Annotated in this window: 11 protein-coding genes and 1 pseudogene; 2 read left to right on the forward strand and 10 right to left on the reverse strand. The window is 36.2% G+C overall.

Features of this window, described 5'->3' with window-relative positions; all coding sequences use genetic code 11:
* The first annotated feature begins 43 nt into the window (after window positions 1-43).
* Window positions 44-2,497 (forward strand): AAA family ATPase, encoded by a 2,454-nt coding sequence (locus ACZ9AO_RS17145; RefSeq protein ID WP_476109551.1) that lies wholly within the window; start codon window positions 44-46, stop codon window positions 2,495-2,497.
* Entirely contained in the window at window positions 2,475-3,518 is a 1,044-nt protein-coding gene (gene mcrC / locus ACZ9AO_RS17150; RefSeq protein WP_476109552.1) for a 5-methylcytosine-specific restriction endonuclease system specificity protein McrC, read from the forward strand. The genes ACZ9AO_RS17145 and mcrC overlap by 23 nt, the downstream gene beginning before the upstream one ends.
* A gap of 195 nt (window positions 3,519-3,713) precedes the next feature.
* On the opposite strand, the gene ACZ9AO_RS17155 is transcribed toward mcrC, so the two are convergent.
* The 10 genes and pseudogenes from ACZ9AO_RS17155 to ACZ9AO_RS17200 form a co-directional block, all read right to left on the reverse strand.
* Window positions 3,714-3,845: a hypothetical protein gene (locus ACZ9AO_RS17155; protein ID WP_476109553.1), complete on the reverse strand. Its 132-nt coding sequence runs from the start codon at window positions 3,843-3,845 to the stop codon at window positions 3,714-3,716.
* A 49-nt stretch (window positions 3,846-3,894) separates the two neighbouring features.
* Window positions 3,895-7,080: a DEAD/DEAH box helicase gene (locus tag ACZ9AO_RS17160; protein ID WP_476109554.1), complete on the reverse strand. Its 3,186-nt coding sequence runs from the start codon at window positions 7,078-7,080 to the stop codon at window positions 3,895-3,897.
* A 99-nt stretch (window positions 7,081-7,179) separates the two neighbouring features.
* Window positions 7,180-9,726, reverse strand: coding sequence for a BREX-1 system phosphatase PglZ type A (gene pglZ, locus ACZ9AO_RS17165; RefSeq protein WP_476109555.1), 2,547 nt, complete (start codon window positions 9,724-9,726; stop codon window positions 7,180-7,182).
* A 115-nt stretch (window positions 9,727-9,841) separates the two neighbouring features.
* On the reverse strand, window positions 9,842-13,366 hold the full coding sequence (pglX, locus tag ACZ9AO_RS17170; RefSeq protein ID WP_476109556.1) for a BREX-1 system adenine-specific DNA-methyltransferase PglX: 3,525 nt from the start codon (window positions 13,364-13,366) through the stop codon (window positions 9,842-9,844).
* A 54-nt stretch (window positions 13,367-13,420) separates the two neighbouring features.
* Window positions 13,421-16,930 (reverse strand): BREX-1 system adenine-specific DNA-methyltransferase PglX, encoded by a 3,510-nt coding sequence (pglX, locus tag ACZ9AO_RS17175; protein WP_476109557.1) that lies wholly within the window; start codon window positions 16,928-16,930, stop codon window positions 13,421-13,423.
* Between the two features lie 15 nt (window positions 16,931-16,945).
* Entirely contained in the window at window positions 16,946-20,515 is a 3,570-nt protein-coding gene (brxC, locus tag ACZ9AO_RS17180; protein ID WP_476109558.1) for a BREX system P-loop protein BrxC, read from the reverse strand.
* Between the two features lie 20 nt (window positions 20,516-20,535).
* Window positions 20,536-21,075 carry a DUF1788 domain-containing protein gene (locus ACZ9AO_RS17185; RefSeq protein ID WP_476109559.1) on the reverse strand — a complete coding sequence of 180 codons (540 nt, stop codon included), beginning with the start codon at window positions 21,073-21,075 and terminating at the stop codon, window positions 20,536-20,538.
* A 12-nt stretch (window positions 21,076-21,087) separates the two neighbouring features.
* Window positions 21,088-21,687, reverse strand: coding sequence for a DUF1819 family protein (locus ACZ9AO_RS17190; RefSeq protein ID WP_476109560.1), 600 nt, complete (start codon window positions 21,685-21,687; stop codon window positions 21,088-21,090).
* 25 nt (window positions 21,688-21,712) lie between these two features.
* On the reverse strand, window positions 21,713-24,172 hold the full coding sequence (helD, locus tag ACZ9AO_RS17195; protein WP_476109561.1) for an RNA polymerase recycling motor HelD: 2,460 nt from the start codon (window positions 24,170-24,172) through the stop codon (window positions 21,713-21,715).
* A 366-nt stretch (window positions 24,173-24,538) separates the two neighbouring features.
* Window positions 24,539-24,679, reverse strand: a pseudogene (locus tag ACZ9AO_RS17200) (zinc-ribbon domain-containing protein); the annotation flags it as partial.
* Window positions 24,680-24,717: the final 38 nt, after the last annotated feature.

Raw genomic sequence — 24,717 nt, forward strand, 5'->3', positions numbered from 1 at the left:
TTATGATAAAATAATATATTAATTTAATAGGAGGAATTCTTAAATGGGCAAGTGGATTTTTCAAGGAAACCCAAAACATTTTGATTTAGATACATACTTCTTAGAAAATGAAGTCATAAACTGGTCAATCAGACAAAAGCAGTATTTGGATGAGATACAACAAAAAGATCAAGTCTTTATTTGGAGATCTGATGGCAGAATCAAAAATTCTGGCGGTGTAATCGCATTATGCGAAATTGTGTCAGAACCTTATGAAAATGAGGAGGATTTCAAGGTAGACTTAAAAGTACTCGAATGTCGTTTAACAGCAGAAGAACAAATGCTATTTCGTCATGAATTAAAAGAAATCCCAGATACAATGAACTTACAAATATTCAAAATCAGTCAAATGACAAACTACCGATTAACTGATGACGAATTCAATCGTCTCAAAAACCTATGGAATTCACCTTCGGAAATCCAAGATAGACTAAACCTTTCTACAACAGAAAAATTCCTTCATTTTTTTAAGGACGAAGCACAAAACTGGTTTTTGACGAATATTGAGTATTTACAAGAAAGCTATCAATTTTTCAATCAATTTAAAAAACAGGAAAACATACAAGCGATGGAATGGAAAGACATTCAGGAGTTGGGCAATCATATCAATGCTTTTCGAATGCCGCTTGCTAAGAAGCGAGCTCTCGGAAATATGAATGCTCCTATCGACCATTACCGAAAAAGCTTTGAATACCTTATTTACGGAAATGATTCCATCAAAGACCGAATTGATCGTTTTCTCTCTGATGGGGAATACAAGCTTTTTGGATTCGGAACAAGTGTTATCAGTGAATTAATAGGAAATCTTTTTCCAGAAGAATATTGTTTTTACAATCAAAGAGACAAAGTGGCAGCAGAAAATATCCTAGAACTGACTCCTAATTATTCACGCGGAGATTCCTTTGCGACCAAATTACTAAAATTCCAGATTTGCATGCAAGAAAATAAAATAGTGGACACATATCTTGAAATAGTCGGAAAGAGAACTAACCTGCCCATTTTTTATGAAATTGATCAATTCTTTAGTTTTCTATTTGAGAAATACGGGAAAATAGACTATCAAACTGAAGAGGACGATCTTCCACAATTTTGGCTATTAGCAGCTGGGGAAGGCAACTCGATGTGGAAGGATTTCCACCAAAATGAGCTAATAGCAATTGGCTGGGAAGAAATTAGTGACCTTAAACAATATAAAAGCAAGAGAGAAATAGCAGAAGCTTTAAAAGAAGCATTCCAGCTTGATCACAATCCTAATAATGATGCACTTGCCAACTATCAGTTCGCTCATGAAATGAAAATTGGCGATTATGTTTTTATCAAAAAAGGAATCAAACAGATTATTTCTTATGGAAAAATTGTTTCGGATTACAAATACGATCCAACACGTGAACGTTACCAATCATTGCGTAAGGTAGAATGGCTAGCAACTGGGGAATGGGAAATTGAAAATAATCAGTTGATCACCAAAACCCTAACAGATATCAGTCCCTATGAGGATTTTGTAAAAGAATTGTTAGATATGGTCGGAAGAGAAAAGTCTGTTTATCTAGAAAATGATACAACTATGCCTATTGTTATTGAAAAAGCTGCTCTCTATAATAGTGAGCAAATTCTCACAGAAGTTTTTATGGATGAAGAAACGATAGAGGAAATCCTTGAAACTCTTGATTATAAGAAAAATCTCATTCTCCAAGGGCCACCAGGAGTTGGAAAAACCTTTATTGCTAAGCGACTTGCCTATCTACATTTGGGCACTAGGGATGATACGAAAATAGAAATGATTCAGTTTCATCAATCCTATTCTTATGAAGACTTTATTAAAGGTTATAAACCGAGTGCACAAGGGCACTTTTCTTTAAAGGATGGCATTTTTTACTCCTTCTGTAAAAAAGCGATTAATGATCCGGAAAGCAATTATTATATGATTATTGATGAAATTAATCGAGGAAACCTTTCGAAGATTTTCGGAGAACTAATGATGCTGATTGAAGCTGATAAACGAGGAAAGAAATATTCCGTAAAGCTTGCTTATAGTGAAGGTGAGGATACTTTTTATATTCCTAAAAACTTATATCTTATTGGAACAATGAACACTGCAGACCGTTCATTAGCCATGGTAGATTATGCCCTTCGGAGAAGATTCTCGTTTATTACTTTGGAACCGGCTTTCCATACAGAACAATTTGAAGAATATCTAATCAATAAAGGAATTAGTCAAGGATTTATCGATAAATTAACCACAACCATTAGTGAAATCAATCAGGAAATCATAAAAGATACTGTCAACCTGGGCAAAGGATATGAGATTGGACATAGTTATTTCTGCCCTAACTTCGAGCAGGTGGAGGATGAGCAAAAATGGTATGAACGGATTATTCGCTTAGAAATTGCCCCATTGCTTAGAGAGTATTGGTTTGATCAGGAGGATAAAGTAAATGGTCTCCTCTCCAGACTCTAACAAAATTCCAATTAAAAATCTCTATTATATGCTTTGCTATGCATGGGGACATTTAGCAGAGAAAGACTTTGCCAACATTTCTCGTGAAAATGAAAAGGATATGAAGCACCTTTTGACAAGGATTCTACTAGTTAAACTCCGATCCCTAATCAAAAAAGGGTTTTATAGAGAATATAAGAGCTATCAAGAGGAACTATCAAACTTAAGAGGAAGAATCCATTTTCAGGAATCTATTAATACTTTTTCCTTTAAACGAGGAAAAATGCATTGTGAATTTGAAGATATGAGCCATGACATTCTCCACAACCAGATTATCAAGTCTACCCTGGTTAAATTGATCCAAAGTTCAAACTTAGATCCAACGCTTAAAGGGGAGGTTCGTCAACTATACACGTATTTTGAAGGTATCAGTACTATTAAGCTTGATCCCCAAATTTTTTATAAAATCAAGCTCCACAGAAGTAACCAACATTATCGTTTTGTATTGGATATTTGTCGTTTTCTATTTGAATCGTTGTTAATGCATGAGGAAGGTCTAGAAACTACATTCGCAGATTTTGAAAGAGAACCAAAAGCGATGGCACGTCTTTTTGAGGAGTTCGTTCGCTCCTTTTATAAAATAGAATTACCAGAATTCAAAGTTTACCGAGAAAACATTTATTGGGAAGCAGAGGGAGAAAACACCGCCTATCTCCCCCTGATGCAAACAGATATATCACTTGAAAATATTGAGTGGAAAATTATCATGGATACAAAATACTATCAAAACTCGCTTATACAAAACTGGGGATCTCAAAAACTAATTAGCGGAAATCTCTATCAGCTTTTTGCTTATTTAAGTAATCATAAAAAGGCTATAGGGAAGGAAACAATAGGCATCCTACTGTATCCAAAAACCGGTAAGGCACTGAATCTCTCCTATGTAGTGAAGGGCTTTCCTATGAAAATTTTCACAGTGGATTTAAATAGCAACTGGGAGTCTATCCATGAAAGGTTACTTGAAATAGTTGTATTAAGGTAGTAAAAAGAAGTCACCCATATTTATATTTCTAGACCAATAACTGCAAAGTCCGATTACAAATTTGTAATCGGACTTATAGTAATGACTATCTAGCCTTCCGCTCAAAGTGATAATACAGCCTATCTATACAAATATCCGTAATATTCAAAAGAAATTAACACTAGTCGAAATCAACATACTAACTCCTACTTCATCTTACTCCCATAGCTTTTTAGAGGATTTGTCTGCAAAGTAGATTTGTTTTCGATACTCTGTTTCAGTTAAGTAGTTAGGAAAGAACGGTGCCGTTAAATTAGAAGTGATCGGCTTGAACCAAGTATCATTCATTTAATCGCCTCACTAAAAGATAATTCCAGCTCCACCCGTCGCAATTTCGTTAAATTCTTCTTTCCTCTATTACCATTGAACCTCGCACGATGTATAAATATGTTTGCTCTCTCAATTCACCCAAATCCCCCATATGATTTTCCGACAAAGACACACTCTCTTTATCCGTCAAAATAATAAACCTAGGATTTCCTTCCCCATCTTCACTCATAAAGTCCACTAATGATAGAGCAGAATACATCCTGACATTTTTACGACCGTTTTCTAACTCATATGTTTCTACGATCTCTTTGTAATCGTTTGAAAACAAGCGATAGCTATTCGTTTGATCTGGCAACAATGTATACTGAACAAGCTGGTTTGGTGGAATAATATTGACATTCCGCTCACGTTCTACTTCTTCTAGTCGTACTTTACGGCGATCCTCAATATCAATCAATTGAGATTTCATTTGATTAATTAACGCTGATTTTCGATTCTCGATGTTCTCATCACGATATTGATCGAGCCTCTTAGTTGTTTCCTGGTATTGTGCATCAAATGCACGGCGAAGAAATTGTAGCTTTTTATTTAGCTGTGTTTCATTTGATAACACAAATTCTTCTCGCTTTGTTAAAATCGTTCCCATCGCTTGCATAAATAGTTGGGACTCATATTGCTTATGATCATGTACAACCACTTCGTTTAGTGAATGACTGTATAACCAGTAAGAGTCTAATTCCACTACTTCTCCGTTTTTCCGTTTGGCAAAATAGACAAGATCTCGATATAGTTCACGACCCGTCCCGTCCGTCAGTCCAATTTCATATCCTTCTACTGCTAATTCTTCTGGAATAGGAAGGGTTGCAGTAAATGTAGGCAACAAAACGCCTTCTACTTCTTCCTTTAACATCTGAATCGTTAGTGAGAAAAGCGGGTGATCGTTTAACATTAATGAGACTTCTTCACTCACAGATCCTTCATGACTTGTAAAACGATACGAATCATATTTTCCCTTTAAAGAAATATGATGTTTCCTTGCAAATTCTCTTAATGATTTTGGCATACGATCAATACGATAGAGATGATTTTGCTGGGAAGAATGGACTTTTACTCGTTTATTGCTTAGTGTCTCAGCAGCGAATTCTGCATAAACACGAACTGGTACTTTTTGAATAGCAATATCATATTGTTCCCGCTTCATGCCTGGTAAATCAATTGCATCAACGGCCAAGCGTTCTTCCTGAGCAATTCTTATTAACTCCAAGTGTTCTTTAGACAACGTCTCTTTAATATCACGTTTAATATCTTCCAAGCGTTCCCGATTTAACACAGCGTGCTGCATAAGTGTCGGTAAATCAGCAATTTTATCTTCTAGGCGATCCCCAATAAAATCGTACACTAGGTCGTGTCCTAAATCTTTTCTCATCTGGTCCATTTTATTAAGTAAGGTGATTAAAACGTCTCCTTCTCTTGTATTGCCTGCTACCAAGTTAAAAACAAACACTTCATTTTTTTGCCCGATGCGATGAATACGTCCCATTCGCTGCTCCAATTTATTGGGATTCCATGGGATATCATAGTTAATCATTTGATTACAAAATTGCAAGTTAATGGACTCTCCACCAGCATCTGTTGCCAGCATAACGGAACATTCATTTCTAAACTTCTCTACCTGTTTTCTGCGCTCTTCCATCGAATATTTCCCAATAATTTTAGTAATATCCAATCCATGTGCTTGGAGCTTCTTTTCTAAATAGTGAAGCGTATCAGTTGATTCGGTAAAAATGAGGATTTTCTCGTCATTTTTCAGCAATCCGTTTTCTCCGAACAATGTATTTTCTAACTCTACATATTTACGTTCAACATAGTTCATACGTATGTGACCGGAATAAGAGATTAATCGTTCTAACTCTTTAATTTCAAGTTCCAACTCTTCCGGATCAATCGTATCTACTATTTCTTCACTCTCTGACTCTAGTACTTCTTGTTCTTCTAATGTTGCTTCTTCAAAATCTTCCATCGACAGTTCATGTATTTGAACAGACAGTTGCTGTCGTACCTCTTCCAACAAAACTTTTAAACGATCACAGCGGCGCTCTAATGATGAATGAATCGCCTCGATGGAAGAACTTAAACGTCTTTGTAGAAGCATCATAGCAAAAGCCGTACTGTTATTTCCACGATTGATGGCACGATTGAAATGATCTTTTACATATTGGGTCACCGCTTCGTACAATTCTAACTCTTTATCTGAAAGATCATACTTGATCGTCTTAGTGGTTCGTTTTGGAAAGAGCGGTGTACCATCAAATTGCTTTAAGTTTTCTTTTAAACGACGTATGATAAATGGATTAGATTTGTCACGTAAAGTCTCTTTCACTCCAATAGAGGAAAAGATATCTGAATCAACTAAACGCATTAAATGGCGAAAATTTTCCACATCCCCTTTATGAGGAGTAGCCGTTAGCAATAAACAATGTTCGCTATGACGTAAAATCGATTCACCTAGTTGATAAATTTTAGTTCTCTTTGTTTTCTTTTGCTTTCCTCCGGTTGTATAAGCCGCCATTTTATGAGCTTCATCTACGATAATCAAATCAAAATCTGCTTCCATAACAAGACTTTTCACATCATCTCTAGAAGCCCAATATAGAGACGTAATGATACAATCATTTTCTACAAACGGATTTTTACCACTATACTCTTTTAATGTTGAGCGTGTAATAATCGTAAAGGATTCCCCAAACTTTTCCTGCAATTCTTGCTGCCACTGTCTTAATACAAGAGGCGGTACGGCAATTAAAATCCGATCTGCACTTCGTCTTGCTTTTAGCTCTCGAATAAGCATCCCTGCCATAATGGTTTTACCTGCACCAGGATCATCAGCAAGTAAAAATCGAACAACGGGTACTTGCAGCATTCTTCCATATACTGCCTCAATTTGATGCGGCAGCGGGATGACATTTTGATTTCCGAGTGCTCTTGATTTAGAAAACTTTCGGTCAATCATAAACTCCCAATATAAAAGGTATTGCCTCAACTCTTCTGCTGAAAAATGATGACTCTCGTTTGACTGATTCATCACCTCAATCGAAGATAATTGGTCTGGAAGGATCATCACTTGATAATACTTACTCGTATCTTTTCCATACGCTTCTACTCGATAAAAACTTTCTTGAATGCTTTCACATTTTTTTATTTCAACTACCTCTGGCCATAAAGGACCACTTACTATGTCCCCTATCTGTAACATACTGCTCCCCCTAATTCTGTCAATTCCTACACCTATTATAGCAAAAAAATAAAGCCTTTCTGCTATTTGACAGAAAGACTTTTCACAATTTTATCCTGTTTAGATACTATATAGCTTTAACTCAAACTCTTCCTCTGCATACAACTCCGTCGAGCGACCTGATACATCTTCTAAACGCAACACACATATATCCCCTGTTTTATAACGATCTTCAAGTAGATGGAACACAACATCTTTTTGACGCTCTGACACTTCCCCACTTGAATCAAACGTAATCGTTAATTCATTTGAGATACGCTCGTTATTTCGATAAAAAGCCGCACGTAATGTTCTTGGATATAACTCGTTTGATACTTTTTCCTCTTGGAAGAAAGGAACGATAAATTGGTAGCTTGTAATCACTTTTTGAATTGAAGCCACACGAACATTTACTCGCTCTTCTTCTGTCTTGCGTGCTTTTCCTTTGACTTGTCGATATTCGATTAAAGGTACAATACTCTCTTGCGGCATCGCTCCACCATGGACAAAACGTTGACCTCCACCCGCTGTAAAACGGTTTAATCCTTTAGCAATCACTGCTTCACAATCAAGATTTAAATAATCAAGGGAAACTTTTATCGCTCCCTCTGGAACCGTCAACTGTTCCCCAATAGTAAAACGGCGGTTTCCATCGTAAATATTTCCCTTAATACTTTCCGCTTTTTGATACTTCTCAACATGTGATGATTGATATAAAAATCCGTGATCACTTGTTATATAAATACGTACTGCTTCATACGTACCTGTCAACTTCCGTACCGCAGCCTTCACACGTTCCACCGCGCTTTCAACAGCTTCGTACGTATAGCCTTCTGTCTTACTCGAATCACCGATTGCATCGATACTGTCATGGTATAAATACACGACTCGTTTTCCACGGATATATTCATGTCCTTCTTCTTTGCTTAATGAAATAAACTCTTCCATTTTCAATGCAATCGAATCAGATTCGTGCATTTGCAAAATTCGATTGCGGTTTTGCAGCCCTTTTGTAGACACATCATTGACATATACCGTTCCATCCGCCCTCACATTGGTAATCTTACCTGGAAGGAGTGAAGCCATACCGATCTGCGTATAACTTGGCAATGTTGCTTGCATTGGAATCAACTTCACTTCCGTATTTAACCGTTGACGGAAATGTCCTGCTATCTCTTGACCAATTTCAAAGCGAAGCGCATCTGATATGAGGACAAAAATACGTTCTCTTGTCGCTTCCACAAGCGGGCGAATAAAGTGTGAATAAAAATTCTTCTGTTGAGCAGCATCTTTAATTGGCCATTTCTGAAGAAGAGTCGTCTCCAACATCCGGTCTGTGTAATGCCCTATAGAAACTAAATACTTATTCTCATACCAAAACGCAATTCGCTGCATAAGTTCTTCATATCGCTCAAGATTCCCTCCGTTTGCATATGCTACATGAAGGTGACGGTAAAGCTGGTCAATGTTATAGTACTTTTCAGTATAAAATGAGAACCACTCTTGCTCATCCTTTGGTTCATCCTCTTGATCAAACACAGCTTTCCACTCATAAAAACGAAGCGTTTTTTCCAATAAGTCATATTCTTGATGATAACGTGTCTTATACCAATAGCTCTTGCTTCGTTCTGCTAAAATACTTTTCCACTCTGTAATAAGAATGGTTTCGCTTAACAACAGCTCATATAATGCATCCAACACTTTACGCTCGATAATAGAAAACGTCTCACAGCGAAGGAACGGTTGATATGTATACTTCTCTACCAGCTGAGCAATACCCCACTTGCGTTCCAGCGCGTCTAGTATGGACTCAAGTAGTTGACGTTCTTCTGATTTCAACCAATCTTCAATAAACACTTTACAAATATTCGGCACCGTGGAATCATGACGAAACGTTAACAGCTTTTCATCGATATTCGCAGCATAATGTTGAAACACAATCGTTTCGATAATATGAGATAAACGATTCTCCTCTTTTGTTGAAATACCAAAGTAATCTTCGACAATTTCATAAAAAAGAGAAGAATCCATGTATTTTTGAATTTGCAGCAATGTTTCGTTCGTTGGCATTAAACCTCCATTTGCCACCACACTCTTTAATAATTCTTGAGGTTGAATACTCTTCGCATTGGCCAGTACAGCGAGCATCGTTTGGTTGACACTTTCTACACTTGGGCTGTTTGGAAGAAGTTTTTTAAATTTTGCTACACGCTGCTTATTCTTAAAAAAGGACAAGTGTTTTTCAATGAATGGACGAACTGCTAAATGATCAATCCGCAGCTCTTTCATCATGATCGCTATTTCATCCGCTTGGAACTCTCCATATTTACCACTGTACAATAATACATCCAACAAGAAATTTTCGGCATCTTTCGGTTTAGCAATTGGAGCATAAACCAAATAGGAATTACTCGTATCTTCTAGTTCTAACAATACTTTTGTTTGGAAAGCATTATGATCACTTAATGTCCAAATATTAATGCCTTCATTATGTAAAGCTTGCTCAATTTCTGTTAAATCCCGATCTCCACCTTGTGCATCGTACCAAAACACAAGCGCTCGATCAGCACCTTTATTTCCATTCAACTGTTCTTTAAACAATTGTAATAACTCTTGTGTAATATTCATCCTGCACCAACTCTCAAAATACTTGCTGCTTATAGAATAAAAAAGATAAAGGGGAAAGTAAACCTTTCAACACTGAAAAATGGATAGGGTAACATTCCCTATCCATTTTCATACATTACTTTATTTTTGCCAAAATCGACTTAAACTTCTCATAGTTCACCACAACACCGTCATCCAAATCAAGCACAATACGTTGATTAGCAAGTTCAGCTAATTTTTTGTCAAAATCAATCAGCTCGTCTTGCTGGGCTTTGATTGTATTTAGCTGCTTTTCATAACGTTTTTTCATCGCAACTGTTAAATCAGGACTGATCAGATCTTGCTCCAAACGTTTTTGTTCTTGACGCAACTTTTCTTGTAGGTTTTGCCCATAAGAGAAGCGCATGGTCGCCAATGTTTCCGGTGTGTAACGATGTAAATAGAACAATGCACGGAAGCCTTTTTTGTTTCCTGACTCCGCCATCCAGTAAATTGGACGTTTCTGATATATTTTACAATGATCCGCATAAAACTCATCGAAGAAATAACGGCGCAGGCGCTCTGATGGTGTCTCATTTTTTTTCATTGTTAATGATTCCGCTAACCAGCGAAGGTTTACTGCTAAATGCTCTTCACTGAATATAAGAATTAATAACTCTTGCAGACGAGCCATTAAATCATCTTCAAAGTAAGCTGTATCTGTAAGCGGTAAAATACCATCTTGATCCGGCTGGAATGTTTGATACTTGCTTGCATCCCAATCACCGCCTGCATATGTCAGTCCTTTAACATCTAGTGAATACCGGCCCATCATTAGACCGACACAGTAAGATAAGAATGATTTTGCATCCCGTACTCTATCTGCGCGGCGAACGGTTACCTCTTCATCTGGTACTTCTGGCGTTAGTTCGTCTTGTAAGCCATATAAATCAATAAAAATTTTATTCAATTCTTCTTCTTTTTGTTGGAGCTGACGGAATTGATTTTCAGCATAATTCTCCCAGTTTGTGTAGCATTGTTCCAATGTATTAGCTCGTTCACGTTGTATTAAAAACGGGTGCTTTGTAAAATTCGAAGATGTTTCAAATGAATCCCAATCTCCCTTACTAATTTCAATATTTCGTCTTCCAATACGTTGTATATCATCATTCTCAGAACTTAGACAAGGCAAGCTAGAAAAAATACCATTATTATAGTGTAAACCCGACATTGTTAGATCTAAAAAAGCCTGAAAAACTTTACTGTTAACATAAGAAATTAAGTAATAAAGATCACTACTGTTTTTTAAAAACATGGTCGGACCGGAAGTGTCAAAAATAAATCCATGAGGTGAATATCTACCACTAAATCCACCAGTTGTTAAATCAGACCACGTTATGCCTTCTCTAAAATAATATTCTTGATTCCAACATTGACTATTTTTTTTCTCAATTAAACCTAACTCTAACTTTTCTTGTTTATCCTTTTTTATATCATATCCATTCTGTTCCCAATTAACTAAGTATTCTTGGTTACCATACCATTTTCTATAGGTCCCTCCTTTATTGTAAGGGAACCATTTTTTTTCACTTTCTATTGAATCTACAGCGTTCTTACAACCTAAACCCATTTTATTATAGGGAACCTCATACCAAAGTCTTAAGAATCTAGTATTATCGCCAGTTGCCATGCCTTGTCGCGGCTCTGCATAAAGTTGTAATTTTGGGCTTTTTACAAATAGTTTTTTTAAATTCTCCGTAGTCCAATAAGCCATAGAGCAGCTCGGAATAGCTAAGAATCCTCCTTGAGTCGAAATAAATTCTGAATCCCTATTTAAAAATGCAGTTTCCTTTAAAACATTGTTATTGTAATCAACCAATCTATAATATTTTCCTCTGTAATTTTGAATAGCATGGATATGCTTTCTACTGATAAAGCTTGTACTTTGAACTACTTCACCATTTATGTCTTCAAATGCTCTTGCTCCCAGGTGAACTAGAGAGTATATGTTAGAATTATTTAGAATTTTTAGCCGAAGTTTTTCAAAACTACTTAGAAACATCCAAGAATGCTGATTAATTTCAGCATGATATCCATTTTCTTTTATAAACATATTGCATCTATCCATAAACACTGCAAAAAGATCAGCTTTAGCCTCTTTGAAATATCTCTTTACATAATTATTCAAATCAGCATTCATCTTTCTAAATCCAATATAAGGTGGATTGGTGATTGCTATATCATATTGTTCCTTGAGTATTTTAGCCTGTATAATAATTTTTTCAATTTTATCTAGTTGCTCATATACCTCAAAGTTCTCTAAATTACGCTCTCCTGTATCCTTTAGCTCTCTTACTTTTTCAATGTAATTATCAAAATCTCCTTTCCCCGGTAGAAGAATAGAGCCAAAGTTTTTCGCGTCAATAAAAGTAGTCAGTAAATCCTTTACTTCTTCTTTTTTACTGTTAGTCTCACCAATTAGCTCTGCTGCCTGTTCAATTAAGATCCCATTAGATTCTTGGATCGAAATAATATTTAACTTCGGAGCTTGACGGAAAATACGTTTTGTTTTCTCACGTGCTTTCATTAGTAACGCAAAGGAAGCCAACTGTGCTGCACGATCATCAATATCAATTCCGTATAAGTTTTTTTCTAAAATAAGGACTGGAATTTCGCGAACTGGATATCCACGTTCTTCATATATTTTGTAAAGCAAATCAAACGCATAAACAAGAATATGACCAGAACCACAGGCGGGGTCCATTATTGTAATATCTTCTGGTGAAAGGTTCGGATTACGCAGTTCTTCTAATTTTGCTTGTACTTCAGCTTCTTGTTCGGCCGACTCAACATAATATTTCATTTCCGCTTTTAATTCAGATTCGGGATGTGATTCTAACCACATATGCCCAAGTGAGTTCTCCACCATATAACGGACAATCCAATGCGGTGTAAACAACTGAGTTGCTGCCGGAATATTTTCTTTTGTAATTTTTTTGTTTTTCTTTAGCCCTGCGAACACTTCATCTTTTTTCTCTGAAATGTAGTATTGGTACAACCATCCTATCATTTCTACTTGTGCAAAGTTTTCATCTTCTAGGTCTTTTGCTAATTTATTGATAAGTGAATCGGCATGCAATAGCGATTCAGGCAATAACAATTCTGTATAGTCCGCTAACTTTTCAAATAAAAATGGCATAATGTCATGAAGTTCATTACACTGTGCAATTAACAGTTTACGATATGCTTCTTCCCGTTTCCCTTGCTGTAATAGAGAAGATGTTTCCTCTTTGCTAACTGGCAAGTCCGCATACTGATATTCTGTTAAAATATCCGGATCAATCTTCCCCTTTGTTTCACTTGAAAGAACACGAATTTTCGAAGGAAGATAATTATGTACTTCCATAAAGCGAATGGCGATTAAGCGATTAAACCAAGTGTATGCTGCTTCTTCGATTACCATATCATATCCTTTGCTTTCTACCTCTTTTAGCAGCTTGTGAAGACTGTTCTTATTAGACAAAGGAAACTTCCTTCCATTTACTTCAACATAATCACCCCCTGCTTGAATGCTTGGTTTCTCCTTACCAGTGAAACCAAACGATTGCATTCTTAAACTAATTTGGTTTCGAAGTTCTTTTCGCGCATACACGGCAAATTCTTTTAGTGCACGTTTATTCATTACAATCCCCTTTCTTATGTAAGGAGGCCAAGGCACATGTCCTTGACCTCGCCATTACTTAACCTTAGCTAAAATACCTTTAAACTTTTCATAGTTTACAACAACACCATCATCCAAATCTAGTGCAATACGTTGATTAGCAAGTTCAGCCAGCTTTTTGTCGAAGTCAATGAGTTCGTCTTGTTGAGCTTTGATTGTATTGAGCTGCTTTTCGTAACGTTTCTTCATCGCAGCTGTTAAGTCTGGATTTACGAGGTCTTGCTCCAAACGTTTTTGCTCTTGGCGTAACTTTTCTTGCAAGTTTTGCACATAAGAGAAGCGCATGGTCGCCAATGTTTCCGGTATGTAACGATGTAAATAGAACAATGCACGGAATCCCTTTTTGTTCCCTGACTCTGCCATCCAATAGATTGGGCGTTTTTGGTATGTCTTGCAATGATCAGCATAAAATTCGTCAAAGAAATAACGGCGCAACCGTTCTGTTGGTGTTTCATTATTTTTCATTGTCAGGGATTCCGCTAACCAACGAAGATTATCTGTTAAAGTCTCTTCACCGAACATAATGGTTAACAGTTCTTGTAGACGAGCCGTTACATCATCTTCAAAGTACGCTGTATCTGTAAGCGGTAAAATTCCATCTTGGTCGGGTTGGAATGTTTGGAACTTGCTTGCATCCCATTCACCGCCTGCGTACGCTAACCCTTCTACTTCTAGTGAGTAGCGACCTATCATGAGACCAACGCAGTAGGATAGGAACGATTTTGCATCGCGTACACGATCTGCACGGCGCACCGTTACCTCTTCGTTTTGTACTTCTGGTGTTAGTTCGTCTTGTAATCCGTACAATTCAATGAAGATTCTGTTAAGCTCTTCTTCGTTTTGATGAAGCTGGAGAAACTGCTTTTCAGTATGTTCTTCCCAATTTTGATAACTTTCCTCTAGTTTATTTGTATGTTTACCGAATACACATAATGGATGCCTTTGAAAGTCCCAAGAAATTTCGAAAGAATTCCACTCCGATTTTGACATTTCAATATTAGATTCAGCTAATTCCTTTATTTTATTAATTTCAAGTAAATTTAAGTTTACAGGAATTTTTGATATAGTTCCTCCTTGAATTGCAAGTGATGGATTTAAAATATTAATATAAAAAGGAACTACTTTTGATGAAAGTAAAGCTAAAAAATAGGATATTTCCTCTTCATTTTCTAAAAACATCATCATACCTGCATCACTAAATATAAAACCTTCGGGTGAATATCTCACCCCAAAGTATGAAGAGCTAATTCTAGACCATGTAATACCTTTTCTAAAATAGTAGGGAATATTTTTAATTGTTCTTGTAGCATTCTTATAAAGATTGGTTGCATAATCTTTTAGCTCTTGACCATCATTTTCCCAATTAACCACGTAGTCTTGATTGCCGTACCATTTTCTGAACTTACCACCCTTATTATACGGGAACCATTTCTCGTTACTTTCTTTTGCTTCCGCTATACTACTATATCCAAATCCAATTTTATTAATTTGCACTTCATACCAAAGTCGTAAGAAGCGTTGATTGTCACTTGTTTGCATTCCAACTCTTGGTTCAGCAACTTTCTCAAGACTAATATTTTCCTTAAATATTTTATTCACTTTTTTTGAGGCCCAATAAGCAATTGGAGAACCTGGGATAGTATTAAATTCATTTTGATTTGAAATAAACTCCCTTTCCTTTCCAAAAAACTTCTTTTCCTTTTCCTCTAAGGAATCCACTTCACCTCTTTTGTCAATAAGACGTTTATAAACTGCCAAAAAGTCCTTAACGTATTTTTTTCTTATAACAAATGCAACTGTTCCGAAATCAGAGCCAAATACACCTCTTCCAAGATGAATTAAACTATAGAAAGTATTAAAGCTTAAAATTTTCTCCCTAAGTTTTTCAAAAGAAGCTAAAAACATCCAAGAAGGAATATTGAGCATTGCTACATATCCCGTACTGGAGACTAATTTCAAAGTACTCTCCATAAATACCGTGGATATATCAGCTTTAGAGTCCGGATAATTCTTTTTTATAAATTCAACTAACTCGACATTCATTCCTCCAGCCCCCATGTAGGGGGGATTTGTCACTACTACATCGTATTGGAAAGTAAAAATTTTTGCTTGATAAATGATCTTTTTTAGTTTGTCTAGTTCCTCATATACCTCAAACGTTTCAAGCGTTTGCTCACCCGTTCGTTGTAATCCTTCTATTTTCTGCAAATACTTATCAAAATGTAATTTATCTGGTTGTAAAATAGAGCCAAAGTTTTTTGCATCAATAAATGTTTGTAATAATAATTTGAGTTCTTCTATTTCCGAAACATTTTCACCAATCAACTCCGCAGCTTGTTCAATTAACAAATCATTTGACTCTTGAATTGAAATTATATTTAGTTTTGGACGATTACGGAAAATGCGCTTCGTTTTCTCACGCGCTTTCATCATTAACGCAAACGATGCAAGTTGAGCTGCACGGTCATCAACATCAATTCCATACAAATTTTTCTCTAAAATAAGCTGTGGAATTTCACGAACTGGATATCCACGTTCTTCATATATCTTGTAAAGTAAATCAAAAGCATAAACTAGGATATGGCCCGAACCGCACGCTGGATCCATAACTGTAATCTCTTCAGGAGATAAGTTAGGGCTACGTAATTCCTCTAACTTCGCTTGCACTTCAGCTTCTTGTTCTGCAGGCTCTACATAATATTTCATCTCTCCTTTTAAGTCGGACTCCGGATGTGACTCTAACCACATTTGACCAAGCGAATTTTCTACCATGTAACGTACAATCCAATGTGGCGTAAACAATTGTGTCGCAGCTGGGATATTTTCTTTTGTAATTTTTTTATTTTTCTTTAAACCTGCAAATACTTCATTTTTTTTCTCAGAAATGTAATATTGATAAAGCCAACCAATCACCTCTACATGTTCAAAGTTTTCGTCGTCTAAATCTTTACCTAGTTTATTAATGAGCGAGTCCGCATGAAGTAAAGACTCTGGCAATAATAGCTCGGTATAATCCGCTAGTTTTTCAAATAAGAAGTCCATTATTTGATTTAACTCATTACATTGTGCAATCAATAGCTTACGATATGCTTCTTCACGCTTTCCTTGCTGTAAAAGAGTAGAGATTTCTTCTACGTTGACTGGCAAACCTGCATATTGATACTCCGTTAAAATATCCGGATCAACTTTCCCTTTTGTTACACTAGAAAGGACCAGAATTTTCGAAGGAAGGTAATTATGTACTTCCATAAAGCGAATGGCGATTAAGCGGTTAAACCAAGTGTAAGCCACTTCCTCAATGACATTATCATAACCTTTTGTTTCAATTTCTTTTAACAGCTTTTGAAGGCTGTTTTTATATGTTAATGGAAGTTTCTTTCCGTTTACTTCTACATAGTCTGCACCTGTTACAAGCACAGGAGAGCCTTCGGGAGTGATCCCAAAGGCTTGTGCTCGTAATGCGATTTGGCTGCAAAGTTCATTGCGGGCATAGACCGCAAATTCTTTTAATGCTCGTTTATTCATCGCATTTCGTCCCCTTTATTTCTTAATTACAATTGTATTTCCATTGCTTAGTTCTTTTAACAATTGTTTCTTCATTTTTTCTAATAAATCATGAACATCATACTCATTTTTGATTTCTATTGTTCCTATTGGTGAGATAATTGATATTAACTCTGTAGCATGGATTTCAACCTTGTTTATCTTTTGGGCGTCATCATCATCGTAAACAATCATGTCATCTATATATTTTTCATACATTTCACGCACTTTATCTTGCAGTCGTCGAAGATCATTGGCTGTCATTTGTGTATATGTGTACACACGTGAAATGCTTTCAATGTCTTGGAACTGTTGAATGCGTTTTTGTAATTCATCCAATTCTGCTTGAACGACAGCCTTAATTTCATCGATGTTATATCGCTCTTTTAAGCTTTCCATCGTAACACGAATTTCTTCCATTTGTTTCAGATGAATACCTAATTCGTTCTTTACAAAATTCGTTAGCTCTGTTCTCAATGTTTCATTAAGAGTTGGCAAATTAGGGATTTGTTTATATGGGCTGTCCATCGTTAAAATTGAGACAATTTGATTTTTTACTTTTTGTACGGCTACTTCGTTTTTCGCCACTTCCAAATCATCTGCACGCTCTTTTAATAAACGAACACTATCATCAAAATGGCGTAGTGCATGGCCTTTAAAGAAGGACGACAAACTATTTAATTCCTCTAACCATTCTTCTAAATCTTCGTCTAGTTCAATAAATTCTTCAACGAGATTCTCTTTTTTCGAGATCGATAATAATTCATCAACACTGTTTTTCAACTTCGCAAGTAGAATACCACCCGGATAAGGATATTGCTTATCTTCACGATTTTTTTCATTAAAGATCTCAGAAAGAGGCTGCACAAAATGTTTGTCCATTTGAACGCGAATATTGCCTGCTACTTCACCATATGTTTCGCCAATATCATAGAAATTAAATAGTTCCTTCATAATTTCTACTACTTCTTTTCTTACTTGTTGCGGTAATCCGATTTGAACATCGAAGACCACTTTTTCTCTCTCAGATGCTTTCGTAATACGTGCAACAAATTGTGAATCAGTAGTATCAGAGCTTTCACTTAAATAAGAAAGTTTAACCTTTTTACTATGAACTAAAGCAGCTACAATACCGGCAATATCATTTTCACTCCAGCCGTACGGTACATCTTTAAATTTATCCACTAACACTTTCATTGTGACAATTTGACGATTTTGTCTTTGTTCAAGGTATCGAAGCATATCATCAAATGCTAAGTGATTTGAAAATGTACCATCTAATCGTGCAGGTAATCCTTTCGTTGCCCAATCATAAATCGTATCGTTCGCATTTTTGACTGGTACTGGCTCATCAATATAACCCAGATAGCTGTACGTGTTACGCACAAGAATTTCAAACGCACTTTGCAATTGGTTTTCTAAGCTACCATTAAACGTATAGTCTTGTCCTTGAATGAAGTATTTGGCATGCAGCGCTGCTTCAGCTAATGCCTCTTGTGCTTTCTTTTCGAACTCGCTAATTTGCTGGCGTTTTTCAGTTAGTAGTTGGCGTTGTTTTTCAGTTAAGCCAGTTGACATTTTTTTGTTTGCATATGCCTGAATCTTTTGGGCATATTGCATCGGTTCAAAGAATTTTTCTGTATATTCTTCTGGAATATACATAATGAGCGTTCCAGAGTTCGCATCTAAACGCGCCTGTTCTTCTGAGATATCTCCTGTATGCACTTGAAGCGTTAATGCGTTTGTTTTACCGCCTCGATTGTACGAATCAAAGCTTTTATTAAAGTCGAAATCATGTGTTTTTCGATAACGATACGATTTCATCTGAACAATATCTTCATAAAATGTTTTACCTAACGCATCCGTCACATTCGCTTCATTGACATGTTCGTTTTGAATTTCACGGTTCATTTCTTGTTCGTCATCACTTAAAAACACAAATGTTTTATCAGCATTTTCAGCAATCAACATTTTTTGTCGCAACTGAATTAACGATTGGCGTACTTGTTTTTCAAGATCATTTTTAATACAATCTACACTGTCTACAAGCAATGTTGTGATGTTTTCAAGTGTAGCTTTTACTTCGTCAATTCCTTTAATCATGAACAATACTTTTAACACATCAATATCAAACGCTGTAATGCCTTCTCGTTTTTCTGCTTCTGTAATCGTTGCCGATACGGATGTACTTAAGAAGCGTTTAACCGTCTCATAAAATTGTGAGAACTTGGCTAGTTGATTTGTATCTTCATCTTTTAATCTCAAGGCAACTTCTTGGAAACCATTTAATAACGAACGTTCCCCTTTTGATAACGAGGCACCCGCTTCTCCTTGAAGACGAACTTTGTTAAACACTTTTTGCAGTAACTCTACTTGGTACGGAACGAACGGATAAATGGCTGCATATTCTTCTTCACCTTTAAACCCATTGTCTAAAACACATTTATCTTTCTCAAACGTTAATGTGTTATTTAAACTTTGGCCAATTTGATCAAAATCAATTTTCAAACGATCAGAAGTAGCAGGTGTTTTTTCAAGAAGACGACGTTTAATAACTTCATCTGTATTTGAACTTGTTAAGTGGATTTTTGTAGCGAAACGTCCCTGAATCTTAGAAAAGTTGTCATATCCTTTAATTTTTGTCACGGCATCCATTTGTTCTTGGGATGTGACAATCACCCATACTTTACCCTGACAGTGGTTTCCTAAATCTTCGACAACGGTCTGTAAGTTTAACATTAAATTAATGTCATCACCGATATACTGACCAATCTCATCGACTAGAAACGTAAGACGGTAATTCTCCTCTTTACACGCTACGTATTTTGCAACCATTTTCGCAAATTCTTCTGAACTAATTTCAAAATTTTTGTTGGCTGCTGTTAATACGCCAGATGCAGTTGCTTCATCATAGCCAAGACGCATAAGAGCTCCCACAAATGATTTACGTTTAAATGTCACACGGACACGTTCTTCAGCCCATAACTTCCCTTCAATTTCTTCAAAATATTGAACAAACTGCTCGTAAATCCCTTCGTCTGCCAACTGACGTTCCAGATTTGCAATCCATAGTGTTGATGAATATCCTAAATGTTCGTTAAATACTTTCAGGAATACTTCCACAATAGTGGCTTTCTCTTTTTTACCGCCAGCAGACTTGGAATCAATGTTGAATAAAACGGCATGGCTATCATAACTTGCAGATTGCTGCATAATGTCTAACAGCTCTTGATCATTTGTTTTTTCTTTAAAGAAATCGACTGCACGTTTGCCATATGCTGTTTCATTGTTCAATAAGTAAGATAAGATCTTTAAAAAGTGGGATTTACCTGATCCAAAGAAACCAGAAATCCATACACCCATCTTTGTTGTAGGGTTGCTATAGCTGTATGCATAGTTTTTAAAGAAATAGGCCATATTTTCGCTAATCTCTTTTGTCATGACATACTCTTCTAACTCGTTAAGCACAACCTTTTCATCATGCTGGCCCGCTTGAACAACGCCATTAATTTCACGGTTAATCGGCTTTTTAAACAGTTCCCCAATCGTAAATGTATCTTGTAACAACGTCTGCTCTCCCCTATCCTTTAAATCGAGAATGCTCGATAGTATCCATTTGATTCAAAACGGTTAAATAAACTCAATCCTTGCCCGGTGTATTCTCCTGGGTAAAAAACAATAACAGGTGTGCTCGTTACTTTTGCATGAAGCTGATTTAAAAGCTCATGTGTTCGAATTAACTGAAATACACTGCCAATACCTGTAATAAACAGAATTTGAGTATCTTGTGCTTCCTCTCCAATTCTATCTACCAATGTTTCATCTTCTAGAGTTGGACGCATGTCGTCTAATAATTGTTCTATCCCTTGCTCCTCTTCATGTTGCTTAAGCCCTTCTAGACCGATATCTTCAAACAACTCTAGCATCACTTCAAAGAGGTTTATTACTTTTATAGTTAGTTCGATCTTATCAGCAAAATATTGAACAGATTTTCGAACCATCAATTCATATTCAGGTTTATAATCAAAAATAAAGTAAGGTACCTCATTTCCGAGACCCCTCATTTGTAAGAAGTCCTCTTTTTGAATTTCTTCAAAAAACCGGTCTAATTTTTGTTGAATATCCACTCTAATCCTCCGCTAGTCGTTTAATGTCAGTAATAATAAATCGCGATACTGTTCGCTCTTCTCCACGTACTCATGCAGCTCTCGGCTTAGTGGAATTGGTTTTATTTCATATTCCTCTCCACTTTTTACAAGAAGCTCCCCATCGACTAAGATTTTTAATGTCACTTGCTTAAGCTTATATTTCGTTTGATCTGTCCAGTTACGCACTTGCTCATATTGCTGTTCTTTTTCTTCAAAAAAGGTACGAATATTTCCCTCTGTTGCAGTTGGCTTAAATTTCTTCATATTATAATGAATGACCTCAAGAACAAAATCCCGAGGGAATTTGAAACACTTTAAAAATCCATACAATAGAATGGCATTTTGATCAGAACGTGACCCTTTTACTAATATGGTTTTTAATGTTTCATCTAAAACAACCGCTCGTTTATTCACACGAGGAAACAAATCTTTCATCGCCGCTTCACTACGGCAATGAAAGAGGTTTTCCTCCATAATTTTTTCTTTAATTTCTTCTTTCGATAACCCATTTAACTGAAGCTTTACTACTATTTTCATTTCGTTTCGATATAAATGTTCGGCTGTAAATCCTCCAGAGTACACTTTTCCCATTGCACCACTACCCTTTAACTCTCTCTTATTGATCTATTTTCTTCTTTAATTCTGCCCAACGATGCCATACCTTTAACCATGCGTAGAAATCGTAATAGCGTTCGCGATCATCTTCAAATGCTTCCATCACAAGCTCTTCTTCCTCATCATCGAACAAACGAAGAGTTTCTTCTTTCGCTACCACCTTCATCGTTTCTACTTGTGGCTCTACATTTGGATCTGTAATATCCGTAATCAGCCAATCTTCAAATGATTTGCGTGGTTTTGGAGGAGCATTTGGATCACGCTCTTCCAATAATGGAGATAAGTTGCCGCGATAGAAAAGATGCAAGTCATGGTGGGCACGTGTAATCGACATATATAGAAGTTTCGCATGGTGTGTCTCATCTTTAAATGTCTCATCACTTACATTCTCAATAATAACAGCATCAAATTCAAGACCTTTTACTAAATAAGAAGGAATAATGACAACTTCCTCTTTCAGTTCTTGATGTCCTGCTGTAATTACTTCTACATGATTGATGTTTCGACGTTTTAGCTGATCGAATGTATCAATGGCTCCTTGCTTTGTTTCCGTTAAAATAGCAATCTTTTTATGCCCTTTCTCTTTAAACGACAAAATTGAGTTTACCATTTCATCATATAATTCGCCAATACTCACCTCTTTTTTAATAGAAGGAACATTCCCAGGACGGTTGACTGGAATGACAAGTGGAAAATCATAGTTGCTGTTTAATAAAACACGATTGGCCATATCCATAATTTGTTTTGTTGAACGATAGCTTGTTTGAAGGTGCAGCCTCTTGTATTCTTTCTCTTTAAATACATACGACTCGATTTCTTCCCAGCGATCCAATCCATAGAAAGAGAAGATTCCCTGTCCGATATCACCTAATATCGTCATTGACTTGGCGTAGTCCTTCATAATTGCCAGCTGGAATGGACTGTAATCCTGTGCTTCGTCGATAAAAATATGTTCATACTCTAATTTTTTACCGTTAATTTTTGCATCTAAATAAATAAGTGGCGCAATATCTTCATACGTAAAACGCTCTTGTTTCACTTGTCGGCCATTTTTTAATAAAAGGCTTAATAACTCTTCGTCTAAATCTGGGTGGAATTTATCAAATACCTTCTTTTGAAAAACAGACTTATACATTAATAATGCTGGAATATTTTCCATTTTCTTAACATAAAGAGCTATTTCATGTTTCATTTTTTCCATAAACAGTTTCACACGCAAATTTTTAGCGTTCTCTAACGCCTCATAGATCGCTTTTCGTTCTTCTCCTTCTGGGAGAGTCACGACCCATTTACGATAAGCATCTTCAAACTCATCATCAATTTCCATTTGAACTTTCTTAATCTCAGCCTTACTCCAGTTTAAAATGAAATCTTTGACTTCTTTCATTCGAACATTCAAAGGCAAGTGTTCTTTCGAGTAATAAAATTGATGAACTTCTTCCTTTGGCAACATAACGTTGCTGTCAATGACAACATCACCGTGAGGAATCATCGTACTCCCAATATATTCAACGAAATCTTCTAACAGCTTTTTAAATCGTAACGATCCTTTATATTTAGAAATCCTCACTAAATCTTCTTTATCCGTTGCACCATATACCGTTACATAGTGCTCATGAAGATCAGGAATATTATTTACATCGGTAAAATACGTAGAGGCCCAGTCATAAAACGTCCGCTGCTCAATGCCTTCCACTTCGATTTCTGGGACGATCTCGCGAATGTACGATAAAAAGATTTCGTTCGGAGCCAAAATTAAAATATCTTTCGGCTTTATTTGTTCATGATATTGATACAAAAGATAAGAAATGCGATGAAGCGCGATCGTAGATTTACCACTTCCTGCTGCGCCCTGGACAATAATCGTATCTTTTAATGGCAAACGAATAATTTCGTCTTGTTCCGCCTGGATACTCGCAATGATATCTCGCAGTTTATGAGTATCACTCGTATCTGTTAAAATTTCTTTCAAATAATCGTCCATATATTTTACTTTTTGGCCATCTTCATTCTCAACAATTCCACTCTTACCAATATCACTAACACTCGTTACCGTTCCACCATGAATAATAATTCCTCGTTTTCCGTGAATGGTAATGGGACGTGAAGAACCATTACCAAGATAAAATGTAGATTGAACGCCCTGGTAAGCGTTATACAGTTTACCTAAGTCTGTTCTCCAATCGACAACAACTAAATCTCCATCATCGTCAATCCCTTTTTTGCCTACATAGATCGTATCTTTATCATATTCATCTTCAAAATCTAATCTTCCGAAATAAGGTCTTTTCTTCGCATCATCCAGTTTGCGAAGCTGCTTATTATATGTTTCGAGCAGTTGTGCTTCTACTTGGGAAGTTACCTCTTTACGAGCTAACTGTTGCTTTGTATCTATTAATCTATCGATAATCTGAATCGTATGATCTAGATGTTTCTGTTCTTCTAAAAAAATCTGCTTCATCATATCATCACCTTACACTTTATTCCATTTATTATAGTATAAATCCACCTTTCTTCCTATTCAATGTAAGATATTTACATATATTAGTTTGCACCAGAACAGGTAGAATATAAAACTTCTGAAAAACATGTAAACAAACTACTATACTTTCCATTTAACTTAATGTTGTAAAAAATCGAAAAATAATATATAAAAGCTTTGGCCCATCAGTCCAAAGCTTTTATCGTATTTCATTTCATCAGTGTTGTGACAAATCAAATAAAGCATGACACAACAACCAGACACGCTTTAAAGTCCTTATATCAATAAAACAATAGTCTCTGCTAAGTATATCACTGAAAGTGATATCAGTTTTCCCTTATGCTCTTATTTTCTATCGCTAAGCCCGTTCTTATAACAATTCGGACATCCACTACGATTACCATTTCTATTGTATATTCGTGCACCCCATTCGTGACTGCACTTTTTACATAACCACCAAACCTTAAAGTGGGAGTTTGCAAAGTAATCTTGCGGCCTTTTTCATTTTTAGTTGGATCCCATTC

It is taken from the genome of Peribacillus sp. TE19612, assembly GCF_056279465.1.